Source organism: Dyadobacter sediminis, assembly GCF_005860765.1.
Taxonomy (GTDB): domain Bacteria; phylum Bacteroidota; class Bacteroidia; order Cytophagales; family Spirosomataceae; genus Dyadobacter; species Dyadobacter sediminis.
This window is the reverse complement of the sequence record NZ_VCEI01000007.1, coordinates 1-22,215: the sequence shown is the minus strand read 5'-3', so window position 1 is coordinate 22,215 and position 22,215 is coordinate 1. Positions and strand designations below refer to the sequence as shown.

The following is a 22,215-nucleotide window of genomic DNA, read 5'->3' as shown; positions in this document are numbered from 1 at the left end:
ATTACAATGAAAGTCGCCTGCATCGTTCAATCGGTTTCGTGACGCCCCAACAAAAGTGGGATCAAGCAATGGTTTGTGACACAACTATTATTGAAAAAGTGTCCAACTTATAAGGGGTCAAGACAATAGCAAGAATGGATAAGATCTATGAAGCTTTGACCATTGTGCATGCCAAGATTCATTCGAAAGGGCTAAAAGGCCTGATTGAGGATTCTTTCGGTGAGATTAAAATGCATAGTGGCAATCCGGAATTAAGGGATATGTCGATCTTGTTTTATCTTCATTGCATTGAAAGTATCGAAACGGCCTCATTTCAAATACTTGAAATGGCCTCTGTTAAAATTAAGAATAGCCAGGTAAAAGAATTAATACGGCAGAATTACCAAGACTCAAAGGCTGATAAAACCTTATATCTGCTGATTAGTGCCAAGTATATCTATACGGTCAATTAATAGGAAACGTACGTAGCTAATTATGTTATGGTGTGTGAAAGTTCTACACAATCTACCGTGTAGCGGTTTAAATTAATCAACCTGAAGGTAAAATTGGCTATCAGGATCAGCACTGGCATTTTAATCATTCCAGTAGATTCTGATTAATCTTTACCTACCAGTTTTGAAAGGTAAAGTTAATGCATAATTTTTGTGACAGGTAGTTAAGCAGAATGTTATTATATATTCCGGTGAATTCCATGCAAACAAACTGTTTTTGAAATTGAAGTCGGTTTGCCTTTTTAAGAGCTTCATAAAATCCTGAATACCCCTTTTATCATTGCGGACCTTTAAATGAAAAAGTAGCTTATTAGATTGGATAACGGCAAAGTCTTATTCATTTTTTGAAATCGCCCGGGCGACCCCGATCAATGCCAATGAAATATTCTTTTTCCATAACTTTAATAGTTCAGAATGGTAAGATATAAAACCAACCGTTTAGACAATTTCAATACTTTACTAATGATGTTTCAACCCAATTTCTATCGCCGGGCGACCCGGTTGAATTTGTTGCCTAAATAAACCAGTAGAGCTTTTAATCGGCCGATGGGTCTTTCCCTGCCGCTGCGATAAGGTGTCTCTAATGGAGTTGGTTAAAATTACTCCAAAGTTAATGTTCTAGCCTTGAAATAATTATATCATGCAAATCTAAAAGCCGCTGTGATATAATAAAAAAAGGCTGCACTCGGCCTTGGGATATGTGTCACCAAAAGAATTTGAGGAGCTTTTAAACAAACAAAAAATTGCGGCTTAATATCTTGTCAGCTTTATTGATGCAATTCCAATTCCATACCCAAGAGTGGCTGTTTCGTACAGTTAAGGTAAAAGGGTACAGATTAAATCGTAATTCTGCTTCTGCATTGTTCACTCGGGATAGGCTTGTTGAGACGGCCAGCTATAATAATAAACCATTCAACTAAATAGAACGGAACGCTATTAATCTGACCTATATTAAGCATTATGATATTGTGGAATCTTTTTAATTATATCCGAGAGATCCATTCTATGCTATTCCTTAGTAGTCGGACTTTTTGATCCTGTTCCATTTTCTTTAATAATCTTGATATGACCTCCCGTGAAGTGTTAAGATCATTAGCAATCTCCTGATGGGTAATTAAGATCTGACTGGTCTTAGAATTCCTAAACCGATTTTTCAGATAAAATTCCAGCCTTTCGTCCATGCCCTTAAATACTACATTGTCAAATACCACCAGCAGCTCTTCAAAGCGGGCCCGGTAGTTGGCAATAACAAAGTAGTACCAGGTTTTATATTTTTGCATCAGCTCGTCCATCAATTGGATCGGGATCAGAATCGCAACCGTATCTTCCACGGCTTTGGCCATAATTTCACTGGCCTCCTGTTTGGTATTACAGATCATCGACAAGGCGCATGCGTTTCCGGGTTCCAGATCATAAACGAAAGCTTCCTGCCCATCATCACCCTGGCGGTAAAGCTTCACTCTCCCGCTTCCAATCAGCAAGGTGTGTTTAATATACTGTCCGGCCCGCATGATTACTTCTCCGGCTGGAATCTTTTTCAGGCTGCATTCCCGGATCAGGTGCTGTTTCAATTCAGGTTCGAAATCCGAGAAAACGGTATCGAGATAGTAGGAAATATTTTCACTCATAACTAGCTAAATGATTAAGCGAGGCATAAAGCCATAAAAAAAATAAGAACTAAAAGGTTCCGAAATGCTTGGAAGTAAAAGCTTGGGGATATATTAAATATTATTTCCCATATGTGACCTTTATCACTTTACCCGCGCTTGACACTTCTGATTTTTGCAGCATAAACAATGCAAAAAAATGGAAATCATCGCCTACATAGCGTCTGTATTTATTGGTATCTCATTGGGTATAATCGGCGGGGGCGGCTCCATCCTGACTGTGCCGGTCCTGGTCTATCTATTCGGCATTAGTCCTTTGGTATCGACCTCCTACTCGCTGTTCATTGTCGGATCGACCAGTCTTGTTGGGGCGTACAGCAATTATTTGAAAGGTGCAGTCAAAGTTAAGACAGCACTGCTCTTTGGAAGCACATCGATCACAACGGTTTTCTTGACGCGTAAGTATTTAATTCCGTTGGTGCCCCATGATCTTTTCAGCATGGGTGATTTCCAGGTCACTGAACCTTTACTAACGATGGTGCTTTTTGCTATCCTAATGGTAGCAGCATCGGTGGGCATGATCAAGAGCAAGGAGCGAAAACCAGGGTGTTTGGAATGTGACTTAAAAGGCAATATCGCCCGGATGCTTTTAAGCGGCATCGGCATTGGACTTACCACGGGTTTTCTGGGGGCAGGGGGCGGGTTTTTGCTGATACCGACCTTGGTGTTAATCCTGGGCATGCTAATGAAGGAAGCTGTGGGCACTTCGCTTCTGATTATTGCGCTGAATTCGCTGATTGGTTTTGCGGGGGATCTGGGACATTACGTGATTGACTGGGCTTTTCTATTGAAAATCACGGGTATTGCCATGGCAGGTATTTTAATCGGGGGCATCTTAGCCAAAAAGGTTAATGCTACTTCTTTGAAAAAGGGGTTTGGCTGGTTTGTGCTAATGATGGGAATTTACATGATATCCTCCGAGCTAATGCAGCTTAGATAAGTTAGAGGTCACTAGCAAAAAAGGTGAAAATAATTTTCATTTTCCTTGCAATGTGACTCTTGTCACTGACCAGCCAGTTAAACATCCTGAAATTTGTATCGTTAATTCAGGGAAATAGGATTGATAAATTAAAAGACTACAAATATGAAAATTCAACAAATTTATACCGGCTGCCTCTCACAGGGAGCCTATTATATCGAAAGCAATGGGGAAGCTGTGGTGATCGACCCGCTCCGTGAAGTTGAGCCCTACATCAGCCGTGCAGAACAAAATGGGGCAAAAATAAAATATGTTCTCGAAACGCATTTTCATGCAGACTTTGTATCGGGCCATATTGACCTGGCTGAAAAAACAGGTGCGCAAATCGTTTTTGGTCCGACCGCTAAGCCCGGCTTTGATGCGCTTGTAGCCGTGGACGGCCAGGTGCTGAAAGTGGGCAATGTTTCGCTTACAGTTCTGCATACGCCGGGACACACCATGGAAAGCACCTGCTATCTTTTAAGTGATCAGCACGGAAAGCAGGTTGGCATTTTTACAGGGGATACCCTGTTCATTGGCGATGTTGGCCGTCCTGACCTGGCACAGAAAGTATCTGCTGAACTCACACAAGAAAAGCTGGCAGAACATCTGTTCGATTCCCTGCGTGATAAGATTATGCCACTTGCTGATCAGATTATTGTTTATCCGGCACACGGCGCAGGAAGTGCGTGCGGTAAAAACATGAGCAAGGAAACGACCGATACATTGGGTAACCAAAAAATCTCGAACTATGCACTCAGGCCAGATATGACCAAGGCAGAATTTGTTAAAGAAGTCACCAGTGGGCTGATGCCGCCGCCGGCTTACTTCCCCGAAAATGTTTTGATGAACGTCAATGGCTATGAAAGCATTGACAGGGTCCTTGAAAGAGGAGCCCGGGCGTTGGATGCAGCAGCTTTTGAGGCGGTGGCAAACCAGACCGGCGCGGTAATGCTTGATACCCGGGATGCAGATATCTTTGCAAAAGGATTCGTACCTAACTCGATCAACATCGGGATAAATGGCGGCTTTGCTCCCTGGGTTGGAGCACTTATTCCCGACATCAAACAAAGCATATTGATAATCGCTGAGCAGGGCAGGGAAGAAGAAGTGGTGACCCGTCTTGCGCGTGTCGGTTATGATTATACGATCGGCTATTTGGAAGGCGGGATCGATGCCTGGGTCAAAGCCGGTAAAGAAATTGACCAGATCCAGACTGTAACCGTTGACCAAATGAGTGAACGCTTGAAAACAGACCCTTCAATTGGGGTGCTTGATGTACGCAAAGCAAGTGAGTTTCTCTCTGAACATATGCTGGATGCAAAAAATCTCCCGCTGGACTATATCAACGATCATCTGGCTGGCATCGATAAAAACAAAACCTACTTCGTACACTGTGCAGGGGGTTACCGGTCTATGATTTTTAACTCCGTACTCAAAGCACGGGGATATGACAATCTGATCGATGTTCAAGGCGGTTTTAAGGCAATAAAGGATTCCGGTAAGCTTGAAGTAAGTAATTATGTTTGTCCTAGTACGCTATTATAAAAATACCATGGGAATCCTATCATTGTTTTTTGGAAATAATAAAGCAGACTTTAAAGGTCTTGTCAGGCACGGTGCACTGGTTGTTGACGTGCGCAGCCCGGAGGAATTTGCATCGGGCCATATTGATAAGAGCATCAATATTCCACTGGATAAGATCAACGCCAAAGCAGCATTCTTGAAAGCATGTGGAAAGCCTGTGATTACCTGTTGCCGTAGCGGCACGCGCAGTGGGATGGCCGAAGGGATATTAAAAGTGGCCGGAATCCAGGTTTACAACGGTGGGGCCTGGGATAAGCTCAGGCAAAAAATTCAATAATAAATTCTTGAAATTACGATGTTGGAAATGATAAAACAGCCCTGGCCATGGTATGTGGCAGGGCCCCTGATCGGGCTAACCGTGCCCGCACTTTTAATCCTGGGCAATAAGTCTTTCGGGATTTCATCCTCGCTCCGACATGTCTGCGCCATGTGCGTCCCAGCGAAAATCCCGTTTTTTCAATACGACTGGAAAAAGGAGCTGTGGAATATGTTTTTTGTGCTGGGCATCTTTTTGGGAGGGATGGTAGCGGTGACATTTCTGGCCAACACTGCACCGGTAAAGCTGAACCCATCCTTGATAAAAGAGCTCAGCGTTTATGGTGTAACTGATTTTTCATCGCTCATTCCGGTTGACCTGGTCAGTTGGAATAAGCTTTTCACAATCCCGGGATTTATTATGCTGGTTGGTGGTGGATTTCTGGTAGGGTTTGGTGCGCGCTATGCCGGTGGGTGCACCAGTGGTCATGCAATAATGGGACTGGCTACCCTGCAATGGCCCTCACTGGTCGCAACGATCTGTTTTATGATCGGTGGATTCATCATGGCAAACTGGATACTGCCTTTTATTTTGATGCTCTGACATTAAACATAGTACACCTTTTTAATAAGTGAGGGTTTTCTTTTTCAGATTTTACTAAAATAAACGACTATAACGTATGACAAACTTACCATTAGCGCCCAGAGCAGAAAGCGAGTATAAAAACCAGGCGACGGATTCGATGTCCATTAATCAAGGTCAAAAACGGCACAAATGGTATTACAACCTGAAATATCTTTGGGTCGGATTACTTTTCGGTGTGCTGTTTGTAAAAGCAGAAGTGATCAGTTGGTTTAGGATTCAGGAGATGTTCAGGCTGCAAGCCTTTCATATGTACGGCATTATCGGAAGCGCCGTGCTTGTTGGAATGATTTCAGTCTGGCTTATCAAACGTTACGGCATCAAAACCATTTCAGGAGAAGCTATCACCTTCACCAATAAGAAATTCAACAAAGGACAGATTTACGGAGGTTTATTGTTTGGGCTGGGCTGGGGTTTGACCGGCGCTTGTCCGGGCCCCTTGTTTGCACAGATTGGTATGGGTGCTACTATTGTGTTTGTCACCTTGATCAGCGCCATTGCCGGAACCTGGGTATATGGCAAGTTTAGGGATCAATTACCTCATTAGCAATGCTATTTTGTTGCTCACTTAATGGCCTAACTAATATTTGCCAGGATTTTAAGTAAGCATTGTTTACGTTCGTGAGTACAGATAAGCCTTCTCGTGAGGGTCAAATTCAAATCACTTTGTATTGGTATATTCAGCAGCTGTTACCGGTTGTAGCCACTTAACCCTTCCGTTGGCATGATTAGGCGTCACAGCCATTTGAACAAAGCCAGATTCTGGGGAAGCACCATGCCAATGTGGCATATCTGGCGGACATTTCACCGCGTCACCTTTTCGAAGTATCTGGATTGGCTTACCTTTTTCCTGATAATAGCCAACACCGTCGATGGCGATGATGCCCTGGCCACCTCCATGTGAATGCCAGTACGTCCTGGCACCTGGCTCAAATGTTACGCTGGCCACAGGGATATTGAAAGCACTATCTGCTGGTATTAATGGGTGAACCCATGCTCTTCCAGTAAAGTTGCTGGCTGGGGCCGGCTGTCCTTTTGGAAAAATCGACGTACTGATTTTTGATTCGGCGTCTTTTATCTGGGCGTTAACAAAAATGTGCGTCAGCGTCAGCAGGAATGCTAACAGCATACGAATCAGTCCTTTGGATCGCTTCATTTCTTAATGGTAGTTAATTTAGGTTATTTAAAATCCTGTATTCGTTTGGTGTTTGCCCAATCCGCTGTTTGAACAAGCGGCTAAAATGCTGGGGATATTTAAATCCCAACTCAAAGGCGATCTCGTTAACGGTTTTGTCGCTACTAAATATCCTTTCTTTTGCTGCTTCAATCACCTTCATTTGTATGTATTCCTGGGCAGTCTGGCCCGTTTCTTTCTTGATCAGGTCACCAAAGTATTTTGCTGACAAGTTGAGCTCTTCGGCACAATACGAGACAGACGGCAAGCCAATGGTCTGGGGTTTGTCTGAGCTGAAATAGCTGCTCAAAAGGGTCTCAAATTTTGCCAGGATCCCTCTGTGTATGGTATCGCGGGTAATAAATTGCCTGTCGTAAAAGCGCGTGCAATAGTCCAGAAACAATTCAAAGTTGGAGGCAATCAGTTTTCTGCTATGCTTATCAATAGCGTGTTCAAGCTCATACTTAATTTTGCCAAAACAATCCATCACAATCTGTCTTTCACGCTGTGATAAATGCAGCGCTTCATTGACCTGATAACCAAAAAAGGAAAATTCATGCATTTTCCCGTTTAGTGAAGTGCCCAACAGCAGATCGGGATGAAATACGAGTGCGTGGCCTTTTGGCTGGTACAGCTCCCCATCATTTTCTACAGTGAAAACCTGTCCGGGAGACATGAAGACCAGCGTGCCTTCCTGATAATCATAGTATTCTTTTCCGTAACGAAGATCACCGCAAACGACATCTTTCAAGAAAATTCCGTAGCAGCCCATGTATTGGCTGGTCTTCTTTCTGGGACTTGCTGTTGACAAATCGATTACAGTTACAAGCGGGTGCAGGGTTTCCTGCTGGTTAAATGCATTGTATTGATTTACATTGTCGAATCGAACGATATCTTCCATAGTCTGAGATTATTAGGTAGCCCGAAGTTACTGCTTTCATTACCTCTTGAAAAATTTAGGATGGTGAATCAGGAATATTGGTAGACAAAACGGGAATCTATATACCATACATCCCTTTGGAAGAGTGGAACTTTGCATTACCAAACAAAAACCATTATGGAAACAGTGAAATTGAATAACGGCGTGGAAATGCCAATTCTGGGGTTCGGGGTTTTTCAGGTACCCGACCTGGCAGAATGTGAGAGAAGTGTATTGGATGCAATTGATACAGGTTACCGCCTGATTGATACGGCAGCGGCCTACCAGAACGAAGAAGCCGTAGGGAATGCAATAAAGAAAAGTGGCATTGCGCGGGAAGAGCTTTTCGTTACCACCAAACTTTGGATACAATCCAATGGATACCAGGATACCAAGAAGGCATTTGAAGTGTCGCTGAAAAAGTTACAGCTGGACTACCTGGACTTGTATTTGATCCACCAGCCATTCGGCGATGTGTATGGAGCGTGGCGGGCAATGCAGGAACTATATAAGGAGGGTAAAATCAGGGCAATTGGTGTAAGTAACTTCCATCCTGACAGGCTCATTGACTTGATCATACATAACGAGATTGTCCCGGCAGTCAACCAGATTGAAACGCACCCTTTCCACCAGCAAGTTGGAACGCAACAATTCCTGCAAGAAAACAATGTTCAGATCCAGTCCTGGGGGCCATTCGCCGAAGGCAAAAACGGCTTGTTTGAAAATGAGCTTCTAGCCTCAATCGGTAAAAAATATAACAAGACCATCGCGCAGGTAGTCGTCCGTTGGCTCACCCAGCGCGGTGTCATTGCAATTCCCAAATCGGTCCGCAAAGAACGGATGGCAGAGAACCTGAACATTTTTGATTTCCAGCTAAGCGCGCAAGATATGGACGCGATCAAATCTCTTGATACCAATGCCAGCAGCTTTTTCGATCACCGCGATCCGAAAATGGTGAAATGGCTGGGTGAGAGAAAGCTCGACGACAAATAGTCTATATCAAGGTCGAGAAATTAACATTTAATCTCTAAATCAACTTATTACTCATGCAATTGCATTCTCAATCATTTTTCAAATCTATTTTGGCAGCTACGTTTCTGGGGCTATGCTCCGTGCTGGCAGGTACTCAATCGTCACTCGCACAAGGCGCAGCCGGCCAGGAGCAGCAAATCATTGACCTTTCAAAAAAGAAGTGGCAATGGATGGCTGATAAGAACGTGGACGAGCTGGCCAAGCTCTTTGATGACAAAGCAAAATTTGTCCATATGAGCGGCACCTGGAAAAAAGACGAAGAGCTCGAAATCATCAAGACCGGAAGCATCTGGTACAAAAAAGCAGACGTCAAAGATGTTGCTGTTGAGATTGTGGGTAACACGGCAATCATTTGGAGCAGGATTATGCTTTCAGCAATGGTAAGGGGCAATGAAGCCAATACAGAGTTCACGGTTACAGAGGTCTATACAAAACAGAGCAGTGACTGGAAACTACTGGCGCTTACATTTAGCAGTGTGCGCGATACGCATGTCATCAAACATTAAAACCGGAGATACAATGAAACTAAACATAAATAGAACAATCACCAGAATCCTTACCTGCCTGATGCTTGGAGCAGGTGTGATACTTGGTTCTAAGGCAGCCTTCGCGCAAGCTGAAAATAGCGCCGAGCAGAAGATCATTGCACTTTCTAAAACGAAATGGCAATGGATGGCAGACAAGAATGCAGACTCGCTTGCTGCGCTCTTTGATGAAAAGGCTGTCTTTGTTCACATGGGCGGATCATGGGGCAAACAGCAGGAAGTCAATATCATCAAGTCCGGGGGCATTCACTACAAAAAGGCAGATATCCATAAAGTATCTGTAAACATCATTGGATCAACGGCGATCCTTTTAAACAGGATCACATTGTTGGCGGTAGTTGGCGGCCGTGAAGTTACCAATGAGTTTGAAGTGACGGAAGTGTATGTGCAGCAAAAAGAAGGTTGGAAACTGGGATCACTCTCATTTACCAAGGTGGGTGGATAATAAACAGATCAGAAAACATGAAACTAACCGTTCCATTAGCACACCTGCTGCTGGCTTTTTTGTTTTTGGTTTCGGCTTGCTCTTCTACTCAAACGGAGCGGATCGATGCTGAAACGGGCCCTGAGAAAGCAGCTGGCAAGATCCTGATCGTCTACTTGTCACGCACGAAGAATACCAAGGCAGTTGCGGAAATGATCCAAAAGACCGTAGGTGGAAAACTGGTAGCGATTGAGCTGGAAAAGCCGTATCCTGAGAATTATCAGGCAACTGTCGCGCAGGTAGCCAGTGAAAACCAGTCAGGATATCTGCCACCTTTGAAAACTAAAATTGACAGCATCGACCAGTACGATATGGTCTTTGTTGGCTTCCCTACCTGGGGCATGCAGCTGCCACCGCCGATGAAAAGCTTTTTAAAGCAAAATGATTTGAGCGGTAAGACCATCATACCTTTTAATACGAATGGTGGCTACGGCATTGGCAGCACTTTTGAAACTGTCAGGCAGCTATGCCCGGGCAGTAAAATATTGGAAGGGTATTCGACCCGTGGCGGCCTTGAAAGGGACGGACAGCTGCTGATGATCAAGGATGAAAAAGCGCGGCAGACCCAGGACGAGATCAAGCAATGGCTCGGAAAGCTAAAAATGATTTAATGCGGGCAATTAGATTCAAGCAGCGCAGATTAAATGCAATAGATATGAGAAATAAAGCAATGCTGAGCCTTGTATGTGTGATATGCTCCATAGTAAGCTCGCAAGGCCAGGCACAGAAAACTAAAAGTCAGAAACCTTTAATCATCCAGGAGCAGGGTGCTTTTTCGGCTGGTGGCAGCGTAACCAAAAGTGAAGGCACATTCGACGCGCTCAAACCCTGGAATGTAGCCCAGGGCGGACAAACCCGCCACGGGGATCATGCTGACGTGCTTTACCAGATCCCGCCAAAAGCCAAGCGACTTTCTATGGTTTTTCTGCATGGCTACGGGCAATCGCGCCGCAGCTGGCAAACCACGGCTGATGGAAGGGAAGGCTTTGCCAATATCTTTCTAAGAAGAGGCTATGGAGTTTATCTGGTAGACCAACCCGGGCGTGGCCATGCAGGGCAAACGTCAAAGCCGGGGCAGATCACGGCCACACCGGATGACCAGACCTGGTTCACCCAGTTCCGGATCGGCTTGTACCCTGATTTTAATGAGGGTGTACAGTTTCCCAAAGACAGCGTATCACTCAATAATTTCTTCCGGATGATGACGCCCAACACAGGCAGTGTCGATGAAACAACGATTGTAAATGCCATGTCGGCAGTAATGGATAAATCTGGCGACGGGATCCTGTTTACCCATTCGGCCGGTGGTTCGCCGGGATGGAAGACGGCTATTAAAAACCAGCATGTTAAAGCCGTTGTGGCCTATGAGCCGGGCGGTTTTACCTTTCCCGAAGGCCAGGAGCCCAAAGGCAACCGTGGCGGTAAAGGAGTCCCCCTTGATGAGTTCAAGAAACTGACCAGGATACCCATCGTGGTTTATTTTGGTGATTTCATCCCGAAAGACGAAACGAAAGCAGCTTCACTTAATTTTTGGAGAAATGTATTGGCAACCGCGCGCCAGTGGGCAAAGGTGGTAAACAGCCACGGGGGTGATGCAACTATTGTCCATTTGCCCGAGATAGGTATTAAAGGCAATACCCATTTTCTGATGTCGGATTTAAACAGTGAGCAAGTTGCAGGTGTGTTGGAGAAATGGTTAAAAGAAAAAGGCCTGGACAAGTAATCATCAGACTATGGATTTAAGCATAATCAAATTGAGAACCATCAGGTTAAAATCACCTTTCTTTATAACGGTGTTAGCGGTGATTTTGATAGCTGTTAACAGTATGAAGGCACAAAATGTAGCCAGCTCCCAAAAAGGGTTAGACCCCAAAGCAAAGAGTATCATTATTATTTCTTCCCTGACAGCACAAGGTGAGATCCCGGAGCTAAAAAAACAGCTTGGCGGGGGCCTTGATCAAGGTTTGAGTGTCAATGAGATTAAGGAAGTCCTGGTGCATACCTATGCCTATTGCGGCTTTCCACGGAGCATCCGCGGCTTGCAAACATTCATGCAGGTCATTGAAGAAAGGAAAGCGAAGGGCATCCATGACAAAATGGGAAGAGAAGCATCGCCGGTTCCAGTTGACAGTAACAAATATGAGCGCGGCAAAAAAATATTAGGAGAGCTGACGGGAGCGCCACAGCCCGAGCAGCCTTCGGGCTACGGCGCATTTGCGCCGGTCATAGACACATTTTTAAAGGAACATTTGTTTGCAGACATCTTTGAAAGAGATGTGCTGAGCTACGGCCATAGGGAACTGGTGACCATTTCTGTAATCAGCGCCATTGGCCAGGCAGAGCCAATGCTGAAAAGCCATTTGAGCATTTCACTTCGTACAGGTTGGTCGCCTGCCCAGTTAAAAGAGTTTGTCACTGTCATTGCCCCAACAATTGGCAAGCAGAAAACCACAGCGGCAAATGCAGTTTTAAACGAAGTATTAAGCAGTAATAAATAGAATGAAAAATATAGCAATCGCAACAATGAGCCTGTTAGTATCGATGTCAGAAGTGCAGGTAGCAGACGCTCAGGCTACAATAGCTAAAAACCCGTTTACGCTGGTTTATGATGGTGCTATTTCAAAAAATATGGCAGGAAAAGTCAACATCCACCCCGTAACCTATCAGTTGAATGGGATTGATATTGCCGCCAACGTATATACCCCATCGAATTACGACCCTGCAAAAAAATATCCAGCATTAGTAATTGCCCATCCCAATGGCGGTATTAAAGAACAGACAGCTGGGCTGTATGCGCAGCGGCTGGCAGGGGCAGGATACATTACCATTGCTGCGGATGCAGCCTACCAGGGAGCTAGTGGCGGAGAACCCCGTCACACCGATAAGCCTGCCTTTCGGACCGAAGACATTCGTGGGATGGCCGACTTCATCACCCGCTACAAGGGAGTGGATGTGAACCGTGTTGGCGCTTTGGGGATTTGTGACGGTGGTGGGTATACGTTAAAAGCTGCCCAATCTGACAAAAGGCTAAAAGCAGTTGCAACCCTGAGCATGTTTAACTCGGGCGAAGTCCGGCGCAACGGCTTTCAGAATTCAGGCCTGGCAACCATTCCACAGCGTTTAAAACAGGCTTCCGATGCCCGCGCGCAGCAGGCCGCAGATAGCAAAATTATTTACGCCGGAGTGGCAAGCATCACTGATGAAGAAATTGCCAAGGTTTCCACAGATCTATATCGCGAAGGGTACATTTACTATTATAGAACGCATGCACATCCCAACTCCACTTTTCTGTACCCTATGAGCAACTTACTGGATTTGATGACCTAGGACGCTACCGAGAACATGGATTTAATTGATCAGCCCTTACTCATGATGGCTGGAAGCAAAGCGGACACAAAATACATGACCGATGAAGCATTCCCCAAAGCTACTAATTCAAAAAGCAAGGAGCTGTTTGTTATCGATGGGGCAACACACATCCAGACCTATTGGAAGCCAGAGTATGTAGATCAGGCTGTTGACAAGCTCGCTGAGTTCTATACAAAGTTTCTGTAAGTCAAATATTTGGATTGTAGTTGTTACCAGCTGTAACTGCTTTTTTTTCTAAAAATATAAGCCTAATCTCACCATCAATTAAACCTTTTCACCATGGCCAAAATCACATTGAATATCAACAAAAAGGATTACCCTTTGGACGCTGATCCACAAATGCCGCTCTTGTGGGCGATCCGCGATCTGGCTGGTCTAAAAGGGACTAAATATGGTTGTGGGGTCGCGCAGTGCGGGGCTTGTGTGGTGCATTTAGATGGCGAAGCGGTGCGCTCCTGCGTGACCAAGGTGAGCCGTGCGGCTGGGAAAAAGGTAGTAACGATCGAGGGGTTGTCTGAAACAAATTCACACCCTGTCCAGAAAGCCTGGCAGGAAATTGATGTGCCGCAATGCGGTTATTGCCATTCAGGGCAGATTATGTCGGCTGCGGTGCTGCTGCGCGAAAAGCCTAATCCGACCAACCAGGATATTGATGATGCGATGGCGGGTAATATTTGCCGCTGTGGCACCTACCTGCGGATTCGCGAGGCGATCCACACGGCTGCCGAGTTGCAGAAAAAAGCAGGTACGAAGGGTTAACAACATCCATTTTCAAACTCACCTTATGAAGCAAAAATCAGAAAATGGAATGAAACTATTTGTTCCAAAAAAGGCCGCTACCGTGCTGTCAATATTCATTTTTATCGTCGCCGTCGGGGCATCTGCATTCCGAAATGATGCGCCGGTAAAACAGATTACATTCAGCACCATTAACCGTGATAGCGTAGAATCCGTACAAGCTTTTGAGATTGTTTATAAAACGCTGATGAGCCCGCGCTGTATGAACTGCCATCCGGCTGGGGATGTGCCGCTGCAAGGGGATGACAGCCATTTGCATGCGATGGGACCCAAACGTGGCTTGGATGGAAAGGGCGTCTATGCCATGAAATGTTCGAATTGCCATCAGGAAACCAACATAGCTGGCCTTCATATGCCGCCCGGCAACCCTGAGTGGCATTTGCCGCCTGCTGCCATGAAAATGGTTTTTCAAGGAAAAAGTGCGCATGAGCTGGCTAAACAGCTGGTTGACAAAAAGCAAAATGGGAACAAGGATATCAAAAAGCTGATCGAGCATGCCGATGATGGGCTTGTGTTGGCAGGCTGGGATCCAGGAGAAGGAAGGACATTGCCACCGGTAACACATGCCGAATTTAAAAAAGCCTGGATTACCTGGCTTCAAAGCGGCGCTTACGCCCCCAAGAAGTAAGACTTTCAATTCAGGATCATCAACGACAAAGTAAGAACACAATGGAAAAAAGACAATTAGGAAAAAGCGGGCTTGAAGTGTCAGCACTTGGCCTGGGTTGCATGGGATTGAGCTTCGGCTACGGCCCGGCGATAGATAAAAATGATGGCATTGCACTAATTAGGGCTGCATTCGAGCGCGGTGTAACTTTCTTTGACACTGCCGAAGCTTACGGGCCATTTACCAATGAAGAGCTGCTGGGCGAAGCACTTGAAACTTTTCGGGATCAAGTAGTGATTGCGACAAAATTTGGTTTTGAAGGCGGCGACTCGAAAGGCGGGCTCAACAGCAAGCCTGAAAATATACGTGCATTTGTTGAAGCGTCACTCAAACGCCTTAGAACAGATCGCATTGATCTGCTGTATCAACACCGGGTCGATCCACATGTGCCAATTGAAGATGTAGCCGGAGCGGTTAAAGAGCTGATCCAGGCTGGAAAAGTCAAACACTTCGGCCTTTCAGAAGCAGGTGTGCAGACCATTCGCCGGGCACATGCCGTGCAGCCTGTTGCAGCGCTTCAAAGTGAATATTCACTCTGGTTTCGGGATCCTGAGCATGAGATCCTACCGGCCTTGGAAGAGCTCGGGATCGGCTTTGTACCATTCAGCCCGCTTGGCAAAGGGTTTTTGACCGGCAAGATCGACGAGAACACAACCTTTGACAAAAGCGATTTCAGAAATATCGTACCCCGATTCACCACAGAAGCACGTAAAGCAAACCAGGCGATGGTGGATTTGCTTAATCGTATTGCAGAGCAAAAAGGTGGAACAGGAATGCCTGCCACCGCCGCACAAATTGCATTGGCCTGGTTGCTCGCGCAAAAGCCCTGGATTGTGCCTATTCCGGGGACAACAAAGCTGCATAGATTGGAAGAGAACTTGGGCGGGGCAGCTGTTCAACTTAGCGAGCAGGACCGGGCTGAAATCGAAAGTGCAGCTTCGGAAATTAAAATTGAAGGGGCGCGTTATCCCGAAGCGTTGCAGAACCGGGTTGGAAAATAGGTTGCAGCTCGCCTGTCTGTCATAGATGTTGAATTTGCCGTTTCTATCTCCTATCAAACATAGCAATATGAACTATATCCTGTCAATATGCCTGGCGATGCTTGTTTTCATTTCATGCAAGCAGAAATCTGACAATACGCCTGAGCCTTCTGTTCCCACCGGTCCGGATACAGAGCAAGCGGCAGATTCATCTGCGGTTGAGACTAATCCGCCCAATGCTACGTATTCACCTGCTTTCAATGGACAAACACGTATTAAGGGTGTTCGCACCCAAACTGCCTATACGGCCCGGATCATAACGGATCAGCTGGATAGGCCCTGGGGGATTACAGGCTTGCCTGACGGGCGGATGCTAATTACCCAGAAGACCGGTCAAATGCGGATCGTATCAGCGTCCGGCCAGATTGGAGCTTTGATCAGCGGCCTGCCTGCTGTGAATGCTGCCGGTCAAGGCGGTTTGCTTGGTCTTTGTTTGGACAGGCAATTTGCAACAACAAGAACCGTGTTCTGGGTGTTTTCAGAGCCGGTAACAGGGGGCAACGTGACAGCCGTCGGTCGCGGTAGATTGTCTGCTGATGAAACCAGAATGGAGAATGCAACCGTCATTTACCGGGCTACACCAGCTTATTCGGGAAGCAATCATTATGGTGGACGTATCCTGGTTGACCCCACAGGGCATTTAATGGTAAGCACAGGAGAACGGGCAGATTTAGTAACAAGGCCACAGTCGCAATCGATGAGCTCAGGACTTGGCAAAATTGTCAGGATCACGACTGATGGGCATCCCGCTGCAGATAACCCGTTTTCAGGTCAAGCAACAGCACGCCCTGAAATATTTTCTCTTGGTCACCGTAATCCGCAAGGGTTGGCACTGCACCCGGTAACGAGCGAAGTTTGGCAAAGTGAGCACGGGCCACGGGGCGGTGATGAGCTCAACCATATAGAAGCCGGTAAAAATTACGGTTGGCCTACCATTACTTATGGTCTTGAATACAGTGGTCAGCGTGTCGGGGCAGGCATTCAACAGCAAAACGGATTGGAGCAACCAGCTTACTATTGGGACCCGGTCATTTCTCCAAGTGGGATGAGTTTTTTTGCAGGAAACTCGGTACCTGAATGGGAAAATAATCTGTTTATCGGATCGCTTAGTGGAATGCATATCGCCCGATTAGTGATTGAAAACAACCGGATCATCGGTGAAGAAAGATTATTGGCTGACCAAGGTCAGCGTTTCCGTGATATCACCCAGGCAATGGACGGTGCTTTATTTGCTATTACTGATGAAGGCCGTCTTTACAGGATTGGCCCAAATTGATATAAATACATGCACCTGGCCAGTTATAGATTGAAGCAAAAAATGATCCTTAGTTAACCATTTAAAGATATCCGAACATGGACAAAGATAAAACAGCCTTGAACAGACGCTCTTTCCTAAAAGCTTCAATCCTGTCTGGTGGCGGAATGATGCTTACCGTCAGCTGGTTATCCAGCTTCAAATCTGCTGACAAGACCCAGGCGCTGGGCTTGCCTGAGCAGTGGGCGACCCTGAATGGTTACATCCATATCCTGCCTGATAATAAGGTAAAACTGATTTGTCCTAACCCTGAATTTGGGCAAAATGTAATGACTTCCCTGCCGATGATGCTGGCCGAGGAATTGGATGTAGATTGGAAAAACGTGAGCGTCGAAATGGGGCCACACGATCCGGCCAAACTGGGGGCGCAGTTTACAGGTGGAAGCAATTCTGTGCGCATGTACTGGAAACCATTGCGTGAGGCTGGCGCTGCAGCCAGGCAAATGCTGCGTGAAGCTGCTGCCCAAACCTGGAATGTGCCAGCCAGCGAAGTGACAACCAAGGCAGGTGTCTTGTCGCATTCGAGCGGGAAATCTGCTAAATATGGAGATATGGCCAGTAAAGCAGCCAGCGTGCCTGTGCCAAAAGATTTGAAACTGAAAGCGCCAAAGGATTTTACCATTGTTAGCAAGTCTAAAAAGAACGTAGAAATAAAGAAGATCACTTCCGGCAAGCCTCTTTTCGGGCTGGATTATAGTGTTGACGGAATGCTGATTGCCATGATCCAGCATCCGCCCGCTTTTGGAATGAAGCTAAAATCCTTCGATGCTGCCGAAACATTGAAAATGCCAGGCATTAAAGATGTTTTCACCCTGAAATTATATGCGGACGATTTTGAACAAGGCGGTTTTGATACGCGTACGTTCAATGATCTGTTGGTTATAGTCGGAAGTAGCACCTGGGAAGTGATCAGTGCGCGTAAAAAGCTGGTTGCCAACTGGGAAGCAGCTGGTGATGTGAAAGACACAATGGGTGGAAGGGGCGGAAAGCGGGAAGTTACCGTTCCGGGAGCACTCGAAAGTACAACCACACAAATGCAGCAAATGCAGGAATATGCTGCCAAACCAGCCCAGGAATTGAGACGAGATGGTGATCCGGAAGCTGCTTTTAAAAATGCTGCCCAGGTAATAGAGCGGACATACAATGGTCCCTTTTTAGCCCATAATTGTATGGAACCGATGAATTTCTTTGCCCATGTCACAGATGAAAAGGCGCTGGTAGCGGGTCCCTTGCAAGCCCCGGGTTGGTCTGAGCCTACACTTGCAAAGCTATTGAACCTACCTGCCGACAAGATTGAGATACAAATGACGCGCATGGGCGGTGGCTTTGGCCGCAGGGCTTATGGCCATTATCTCTACGAAGCTGCGTTGATTTCCAAGAAAGTGAAAGCACCGGTGAAGCTGATGTACACAAGGGAGGACGACATGACCTACGGTATTTACCGCCCGATGTACACCGCCACTTACCGCGCGGCTTTGGACGCTAATAAAAACCTGATCGCGTTTCACGTAAAAGGAGGTGGCATTCCAGAGCATCCAATCCATGCAAACCGTTTTCCGGCCGGGGCCGTAGATAATTACCTTGCAGAAGGCTGGCAGATTGCCTCTAATATTACCATAGGTGCTTTCCGTGCGCCGCGTTCCAATTTCAACGCAGCTGCCGAGCAATCGTTTTTGGATGAAGTAGCAGAAGCAGCTGGAAAAGACCCGATCGCATTCAGGCTGGAACTTTTGAAAAGAGCAAAGGAAAAGCCTGTTGGTAAAAACAACGAATATGATGCAGAGCGTTACGCCGGCGTGCTCAATTTGGTGCGCGACAAATCAAACTGGGGCGAGGCTGGCAATGAAAAATACAACCGTGGGGTGGCCGCTTATTTTTGTCACAATTCGTATGCGGCACACGTCGTGGATATGATCACGCGAGATGGCCAGCCTTATGTCGAGCGCGTTTTCAGTGCAATGGATTGCGGGATTGTAATTAATCCGGATGCTGCTACCAACATGGTGCAAGGAGCGGTCGTGGATGGGATCGGTAATGCATTTTATGGCCAGTTGACCCATAAAGACGGTGCCGCCCAGCAGAGCAACTTTCACAATTATCGGATAATCCGGATTAACGAAGTGCCCAAAAGCATTCAAGTCCATTTTGTGCAAAACGAAATGGATCCGACCGGATTGGGTGAACCTCCATTTCCACCGGTTTTTGGGGCCGTGGCCAACGCGCTGTATAAGCTGAAAGGCAAGCGTTATTATAACCAGCCGTTCAAGGACGAAACGGAAAAAGTTATTTAAAGCATCAAATAAGAACCTGATCAAAACGATCAGGTCTTTTTTTGATATCGTCAATTATATAAGGGTTTATAACACTTTCTGTTGAAATTGTTCGGTAATGAAATGAACTGCTCTTAATCGGCCATAATGGTTAAAAAAAGTGCCTGTTAATTAATAAAAGACACTTTTTTGTTCAATAAACTCAGACAAGGGCACCTAAGTGTACACCCAAGCCAGAGGGTTATCAATGAAAGTCAAAGTTGTAAAAAGGGTGTCATACTATCCCAAACTGCATCGAAATTGACCAGGAAAACAGGATGTGGTGCATTAGGGATAATTCCCAGCTGGGCATGAGGGATCAGACGATAAGCATCAATGACTGTTTGAAGTGGCGCGTTTTGGTCCAATTCGCCAGATAGTACCAGGACAGGGCATTGGATTTGTTTAAAAATTTCATCTTTAACCTCCGTAGAATTATACGTTTTGCTAATAGAGGTAAACCATTCATCAACTCTTTCTGGCTCCGGAGTTAATTTCATTTGCTGTTTCTAATACAGACTGTCCAAACGAAAAGCCATTTCTTTGGTGACAGTAAAGTTTCGCCATCCCTTTTTCCAGGTGCCAGCGCCCATTGCGATCAGCTTTTTTACTTTCGCAGGAAATGCCGCAGCAAGATAGTAACCCGTATAAGCGCCGTCGCTAAAGCCAAGCACGGTCGCACTGTCGCTGGTCTCTGCCTGAATGATAGCATTCACGTCTTTAGCCTTTTGCTCGTAGCTAGGATCTAACTTTCCTATTTCTGATTTCCCGTGCCCTCTGGTCGATACTGCTATAACCTTATAGTTCTTGGAAAGGCCATCGATGAACCGCCCCATTTCAAGAGTTGACCCGAATATGCCTCCATGTAAAATGACAATTGGTTTGCCTTTACCATATACTTCATAATAGATCCTGGCATCACCACCTTTTAGATAATGACCAGCCTTTGGATTGTTTCCATAGGGTATGGCAGTTTCGGGCGATGGGTTTTGCTGCATGAAATGCCTAAGGTGTTTCAGATCCTGTCCAATGGCATTTATACCTGCTAGTAATAACAGACAGCATAAAAATTTAATTTTAACTTGTAATTGGTTCATTTGCAGTATGTATTAATCTTGCTTTAAAATTTTTAGATCGGTAAAAAAGCCTTCCGTGCCCACTTCGGTCCATAGAGCCACCCCGCCGGATGCATTGGGTTCTAATTTGAGGTCATTGACAACCAGCGAGGGCTGCGAATTTCCATCTATGAAGAACTTGGCATTAGCACCTTTCACTTCGATCCGCAGGGTGATCCATTTATTGAGCTCCATATCCGCATAGGATTCATACTTTTCTGGTGCCTGTTTGCGGAGCACGTCAAACTTGTAATCCGGATATGAATAATATTGGATGGAATGGTTTCTACGAACCTGATCCTGGGCCCGGCCATTGGTTGGACGGATGTAAATACTCTCATATTTTGAGTTTTGCTCATCGATACGAAAGGCAATACCAATAAAACCACGGGCATATTCAGGGGCGTCTTTCAGTAACCTACTTAGTACTTTTACCTCAATAATGCCGCTATGAAAGTCAACCCCTTTCAGTTTGACAAATGTGGGTTCATCCACCTTCTTAACCAAAGTATCCTTCAACACCCGAAGTGCTTGTTTGCCAGCAATTGTCTGTATAGACATTGATGCCTGAACCGGTTCTAGCCTTTCCAGGTCAAGCTTAACACTTTGTGCATGCGCATAACTGATTAGCAGCATGAAAGTCATTAATACTGAGATAGGGGATTTCATAGTTCTGGTTGGTTAGACTTGTTCACATGGACAGTTCAATGCCCTGGGTTTAATGTGCCACAAAGATTCCCGTTTGCCAGCAGATGTACCCATAACATATTTTAAGAAATACTCTTAAACTACTTCAAGGTTGGAGAGGGTGGAGTAGGGTGCCCAAGTCAAATTATTGGCAGTGATTTTGAATATGATCAGAAAACTTTATGTAACTAAAATCATAAAAAAGTGTTATTTCAATAATCTTAAATCACATTTTTGACTCTAAATTTGAAATTTTGGCAACATCTCAACTTATAGAATATTTCAAACAGTATTTTCCGCTTGCAGAAAAAGAGAGGGCTGAAATAAACAGATTATTTGTTGAAAAGCAGGTGAAACGCCGCCATTTCATACTGCAACAGGGCGATGTTTGCCAATACTATACCTTCGTTATTTCGGGATGCTTTAAAATGTACCATGTAGACCAGAAGGGCGTGGAGCACAACCTGCAATTTGTTGCCGAGCGCGACTGGATTGCTGATCTGAGTAGCTTTTATTCAGAAAAGCCGAGCCTAATGTATATTGAGGCTATTGAGCCATCTGTCATCCTTCAAATTAAGAAGCCAGATCTTCTTTACCTCTTTATCAACCATCATAAATTCGACCGTAATTTCCGCATCATTACTGAGCAGAAATATATTGAGTTACAAAACAGGGTTTTAGAAAATATCAGCTCTTCCGGTGAGCAGCGTTACCAGTCATTTCTGGCCCGGTATCCTCATTTGCTTAACCGTCTTCCCAATTCGCAGATTGCTTCTTACCTGGGCATTACCCCTGAATTTTTAAGTAAAATCCGAAAGTCAATCGTTTCCAGGGACAAATCTTAACATAGTTTAAGGGTTTTTCTTGCAGTTGTTTATGAGTGTGTTTCAATGCTTGGTCACAACTTTGCATAGCATTCAATCATATGCTCGCTCACCTTCAATGCAGTGAATGATTGCTTGAAGAAGATAAGATAACAACATAAACATTGACTAAGACAATGGAGAAAGACAAACTGGCAATTGAGAAATTATGAGGTTCTTCTTACAAATAGCCGGAAAACGGCGTTAGTAAACTATGTATTTAGTTTTGGCTTTCTCAAAGGCCGTAAGCCATTGACTCCAAGATCCGGGTTTGTGTTGAAGGAGTATTTTCCCAAC

The 22,215-nt window shown here is 45.4% G+C and carries 26 protein-coding genes; 20 read left to right on the top strand and 6 right to left on the bottom strand.

Annotated features, from left to right (window positions below; genetic code table 11):
- Positions 1-134 precede the first annotated feature (134 nt).
- Positions 135-452, top strand: coding sequence for a hypothetical protein (locus FEM55_RS00895; protein ID WP_138279450.1), 318 nt, complete (start codon positions 135-137; stop codon positions 450-452).
- Positions 453-1,474: 1,022 nt separating this feature from the next.
- Here the strand turns inward: FEM55_RS00895 and FEM55_RS00890 are convergent.
- A complete protein-coding gene (locus FEM55_RS00890) occupies positions 1,475-2,119 on the bottom strand; it encodes a Crp/Fnr family transcriptional regulator (protein WP_138279449.1) in 645 nt (214 codons plus the stop codon).
- Between the two features lie 178 nt (positions 2,120-2,297).
- On the opposite strand from FEM55_RS00890, the gene FEM55_RS00885 reads away from it, so the two are divergent.
- The 5 genes from FEM55_RS00885 to FEM55_RS00865 all read left to right on the top strand — a co-directional run bounded on the left by FEM55_RS00885 (position 2,298) and on the right by FEM55_RS00865 (position 6,148).
- Entirely contained in the window at positions 2,298-3,098 is an 801-nt protein-coding gene (locus FEM55_RS00885; RefSeq protein ID WP_138279448.1) for a sulfite exporter TauE/SafE family protein, read from the top strand.
- Positions 3,099-3,242: 144 nt separating this feature from the next.
- The gene (locus FEM55_RS00880) at positions 3,243-4,664 is read left to right on the top strand and encodes an MBL fold metallo-hydrolase (protein ID WP_138279447.1); all 1,422 of its coding nucleotides are present in this window, start codon (positions 3,243-3,245) and stop codon (positions 4,662-4,664) included.
- 7 nt (positions 4,665-4,671) lie between these two features.
- Positions 4,672-4,980: a rhodanese-like domain-containing protein gene (locus FEM55_RS00875; protein WP_138279446.1), complete on the top strand. Its 309-nt coding sequence runs from the start codon at positions 4,672-4,674 to the stop codon at positions 4,978-4,980.
- Positions 4,981-4,998: 18 nt separating this feature from the next.
- A complete protein-coding gene (locus FEM55_RS00870) occupies positions 4,999-5,562 on the top strand; it encodes a YeeE/YedE family protein (RefSeq protein WP_138279445.1) in 564 nt (187 codons plus the stop codon).
- Between the two features lie 139 nt (positions 5,563-5,701).
- Positions 5,702-6,148: a DUF6691 family protein gene (locus tag FEM55_RS00865; RefSeq protein WP_229209040.1), complete on the top strand. Its 447-nt coding sequence runs from the start codon at positions 5,702-5,704 to the stop codon at positions 6,146-6,148.
- Positions 6,149-6,262: 114 nt separating this feature from the next.
- Here the strand turns inward: FEM55_RS00865 and FEM55_RS00860 are convergent, their stop codons facing one another.
- Both FEM55_RS00860 and FEM55_RS00855 read right to left on the bottom strand, forming a co-directional pair.
- Entirely contained in the window at positions 6,263-6,757 is a 495-nt protein-coding gene (locus tag FEM55_RS00860) for a cupin domain-containing protein (RefSeq protein ID WP_229209038.1), read from the bottom strand.
- A 13-nt stretch (positions 6,758-6,770) separates the two neighbouring features.
- On the bottom strand, positions 6,771-7,676 hold the full coding sequence (locus FEM55_RS00855; RefSeq protein WP_138279443.1) for a helix-turn-helix domain-containing protein: 906 nt from the start codon (positions 7,674-7,676) through the stop codon (positions 6,771-6,773).
- 156 nt (positions 7,677-7,832) lie between these two features.
- On the opposite strand from FEM55_RS00855, the gene FEM55_RS00850 reads away from it, so the two are divergent.
- From FEM55_RS00850 to FEM55_RS00795, 13 genes are all read left to right on the top strand, one after another.
- Positions 7,833-8,687 (top strand): aldo/keto reductase, encoded by an 855-nt coding sequence (locus tag FEM55_RS00850; RefSeq protein WP_138279442.1) that lies wholly within the window; start codon positions 7,833-7,835, stop codon positions 8,685-8,687.
- An 89-nt stretch (positions 8,688-8,776) separates the two neighbouring features.
- Positions 8,777-9,232, top strand: a complete 456-nt coding sequence (locus tag FEM55_RS00845; protein WP_229209037.1) for a nuclear transport factor 2 family protein — start codon at positions 8,777-8,779, stop codon at positions 9,230-9,232.
- Between the two features lie 13 nt (positions 9,233-9,245).
- The gene (locus tag FEM55_RS00840) at positions 9,246-9,716 is read left to right on the top strand and encodes a nuclear transport factor 2 family protein (protein ID WP_138279440.1); all 471 of its coding nucleotides are present in this window, start codon (positions 9,246-9,248) and stop codon (positions 9,714-9,716) included.
- A gap of 17 nt (positions 9,717-9,733) precedes the next feature.
- On the top strand, positions 9,734-10,366 hold the full coding sequence (locus tag FEM55_RS00835) for a flavodoxin family protein (protein ID WP_138279439.1): 633 nt from the start codon (positions 9,734-9,736) through the stop codon (positions 10,364-10,366).
- A 44-nt stretch (positions 10,367-10,410) separates the two neighbouring features.
- The gene (locus tag FEM55_RS00830) at positions 10,411-11,478 is read left to right on the top strand and encodes an alpha/beta hydrolase (RefSeq protein WP_138279438.1); all 1,068 of its coding nucleotides are present in this window, start codon (positions 10,411-10,413) and stop codon (positions 11,476-11,478) included.
- A 103-nt stretch (positions 11,479-11,581) separates the two neighbouring features.
- The gene (locus FEM55_RS00825; protein ID WP_229209036.1) at positions 11,582-12,253 is read left to right on the top strand and encodes a carboxymuconolactone decarboxylase family protein; all 672 of its coding nucleotides are present in this window, start codon (positions 11,582-11,584) and stop codon (positions 12,251-12,253) included.
- A gap of 1 nt (position 12,254) precedes the next feature.
- A complete protein-coding gene (locus FEM55_RS00820; protein ID WP_229209035.1) occupies positions 12,255-13,082 on the top strand; it encodes an alpha/beta hydrolase in 828 nt (275 codons plus the stop codon).
- A 15-nt stretch (positions 13,083-13,097) separates the two neighbouring features.
- Positions 13,098-13,310, top strand: coding sequence for an alpha/beta hydrolase (locus FEM55_RS25145; RefSeq protein ID WP_229209034.1), 213 nt, complete (start codon positions 13,098-13,100; stop codon positions 13,308-13,310).
- A gap of 93 nt (positions 13,311-13,403) precedes the next feature.
- The gene (locus FEM55_RS00815; RefSeq protein ID WP_138279436.1) at positions 13,404-13,883 is read left to right on the top strand and encodes a (2Fe-2S)-binding protein; all 480 of its coding nucleotides are present in this window, start codon (positions 13,404-13,406) and stop codon (positions 13,881-13,883) included.
- A 25-nt stretch (positions 13,884-13,908) separates the two neighbouring features.
- Positions 13,909-14,550, top strand: coding sequence for a hypothetical protein (locus tag FEM55_RS00810; RefSeq protein WP_138279435.1), 642 nt, complete (start codon positions 13,909-13,911; stop codon positions 14,548-14,550).
- Positions 14,551-14,591: 41 nt separating this feature from the next.
- A complete protein-coding gene (locus FEM55_RS00805; RefSeq protein ID WP_138279434.1) occupies positions 14,592-15,590 on the top strand; it encodes an aldo/keto reductase in 999 nt (332 codons plus the stop codon).
- 67 nt (positions 15,591-15,657) lie between these two features.
- Positions 15,658-16,905, top strand: a complete 1,248-nt coding sequence (locus FEM55_RS00800; protein ID WP_229209033.1) for a PQQ-dependent sugar dehydrogenase — start codon at positions 15,658-15,660, stop codon at positions 16,903-16,905.
- A gap of 149 nt (positions 16,906-17,054) precedes the next feature.
- Positions 17,055-19,235: a xanthine dehydrogenase family protein molybdopterin-binding subunit gene (locus tag FEM55_RS00795; RefSeq protein WP_374756463.1), complete on the top strand. Its 2,181-nt coding sequence runs from the start codon at positions 17,055-17,057 to the stop codon at positions 19,233-19,235.
- A gap of 233 nt (positions 19,236-19,468) precedes the next feature.
- On the opposite strand, the gene FEM55_RS00790 is transcribed toward FEM55_RS00795, so the two are convergent.
- From FEM55_RS00790 to FEM55_RS00780, 3 genes are read right to left on the bottom strand one after another with little or no spacing between them, the layout of a single operon-like run.
- Positions 19,469-19,753, bottom strand: a complete 285-nt coding sequence (locus FEM55_RS00790) for an alpha/beta fold hydrolase (RefSeq protein ID WP_138279432.1) — start codon at positions 19,751-19,753, stop codon at positions 19,469-19,471.
- Positions 19,754-19,762: 9 nt separating this feature from the next.
- Positions 19,763-20,350: an alpha/beta fold hydrolase gene (locus tag FEM55_RS00785; protein WP_138279431.1), complete on the bottom strand. Its 588-nt coding sequence runs from the start codon at positions 20,348-20,350 to the stop codon at positions 19,763-19,765.
- 12 nt (positions 20,351-20,362) lie between these two features.
- The gene (locus FEM55_RS00780; RefSeq protein WP_138279430.1) at positions 20,363-21,037 is read right to left on the bottom strand and encodes a hypothetical protein; all 675 of its coding nucleotides are present in this window, start codon (positions 21,035-21,037) and stop codon (positions 20,363-20,365) included.
- 272 nt (positions 21,038-21,309) lie between these two features.
- On the opposite strand from FEM55_RS00780, the gene FEM55_RS00775 reads away from it, so the two are divergent.
- Positions 21,310-21,900, top strand: coding sequence for a Crp/Fnr family transcriptional regulator (locus FEM55_RS00775; protein ID WP_138279429.1), 591 nt, complete (start codon positions 21,310-21,312; stop codon positions 21,898-21,900).
- Positions 21,901-22,215 lie beyond the last annotated feature (315 nt).

Excerpts from the sequence above, each read along its gene's own strand:
- FEM55_RS00850 (WP_138279442.1), top strand. The coding sequence starts at position 7,833 with ATGGAAACAGTGAAATTGAATAACGGCGTGGAAATGCCAATTCTGGGG.
- FEM55_RS00885 (WP_138279448.1), top strand. The coding sequence starts at position 2,298 with ATGGAAATCATCGCCTACATAGCGTCTGTATTTATTGGTATCTCATTG.
- FEM55_RS00795 (WP_374756463.1), top strand. The coding sequence starts at position 17,055 with ATGCTTACCGTCAGCTGGTTATCCAGCTTCAAATCTGCTGACAAGACC.
- FEM55_RS00820 (WP_229209035.1), top strand. The coding sequence starts at position 12,255 with ATGAAAAATATAGCAATCGCAACAATGAGCCTGTTAGTATCGATGTCA.
- FEM55_RS00865 (WP_229209040.1), top strand. The coding sequence starts at position 5,702 with ATGTCCATTAATCAAGGTCAAAAACGGCACAAATGGTATTACAACCTG.
- FEM55_RS00780 (WP_138279430.1), bottom strand. The coding sequence starts at position 21,037 with ATGAAATCCCCTATCTCAGTATTAATGACTTTCATGCTGCTAATCAGT.
- FEM55_RS00790 (WP_138279432.1), bottom strand. The coding sequence starts at position 19,753 with ATGAAATTAACTCCGGAGCCAGAAAGAGTTGATGAATGGTTTACCTCT.
- FEM55_RS00815 (WP_138279436.1), top strand. The coding sequence starts at position 13,404 with ATGGCCAAAATCACATTGAATATCAACAAAAAGGATTACCCTTTGGAC.
- FEM55_RS00880 (WP_138279447.1), top strand. The coding sequence starts at position 3,243 with ATGAAAATTCAACAAATTTATACCGGCTGCCTCTCACAGGGAGCCTAT.
- FEM55_RS00800 (WP_229209033.1), top strand. The coding sequence starts at position 15,658 with ATGAACTATATCCTGTCAATATGCCTGGCGATGCTTGTTTTCATTTCA.
- FEM55_RS00810 (WP_138279435.1), top strand. The coding sequence starts at position 13,909 with ATGAAGCAAAAATCAGAAAATGGAATGAAACTATTTGTTCCAAAAAAG.
- FEM55_RS00830 (WP_138279438.1), top strand. The coding sequence starts at position 10,411 with ATGAGAAATAAAGCAATGCTGAGCCTTGTATGTGTGATATGCTCCATA.
- FEM55_RS00805 (WP_138279434.1), top strand. The coding sequence starts at position 14,592 with ATGGAAAAAAGACAATTAGGAAAAAGCGGGCTTGAAGTGTCAGCACTT.
- FEM55_RS00870 (WP_138279445.1), top strand. The coding sequence starts at position 4,999 with ATGTTGGAAATGATAAAACAGCCCTGGCCATGGTATGTGGCAGGGCCC.
- FEM55_RS00835 (WP_138279439.1), top strand. The coding sequence starts at position 9,734 with ATGAAACTAACCGTTCCATTAGCACACCTGCTGCTGGCTTTTTTGTTT.
- FEM55_RS00840 (WP_138279440.1), top strand. The coding sequence starts at position 9,246 with ATGAAACTAAACATAAATAGAACAATCACCAGAATCCTTACCTGCCTG.
- FEM55_RS00875 (WP_138279446.1), top strand. The coding sequence starts at position 4,672 with ATGGGAATCCTATCATTGTTTTTTGGAAATAATAAAGCAGACTTTAAA.
- FEM55_RS25145 (WP_229209034.1), top strand. The coding sequence starts at position 13,098 with ATGGATTTAATTGATCAGCCCTTACTCATGATGGCTGGAAGCAAAGCG.
- FEM55_RS00895 (WP_138279450.1), top strand. The coding sequence starts at position 135 with ATGGATAAGATCTATGAAGCTTTGACCATTGTGCATGCCAAGATTCAT.
- FEM55_RS00785 (WP_138279431.1), bottom strand. The coding sequence starts at position 20,350 with ATGAACCAATTACAAGTTAAAATTAAATTTTTATGCTGTCTGTTATTA.
- FEM55_RS00855 (WP_138279443.1), bottom strand. The coding sequence starts at position 7,676 with ATGGAAGATATCGTTCGATTCGACAATGTAAATCAATACAATGCATTT.
- FEM55_RS00860 (WP_229209038.1), bottom strand. The coding sequence starts at position 6,757 with ATGAAGCGATCCAAAGGACTGATTCGTATGCTGTTAGCATTCCTGCTG.
- FEM55_RS00890 (WP_138279449.1), bottom strand. The coding sequence starts at position 2,119 with ATGAGTGAAAATATTTCCTACTATCTCGATACCGTTTTCTCGGATTTC.
- FEM55_RS00825 (WP_229209036.1), top strand. The coding sequence starts at position 11,582 with ATGAAGGCACAAAATGTAGCCAGCTCCCAAAAAGGGTTAGACCCCAAA.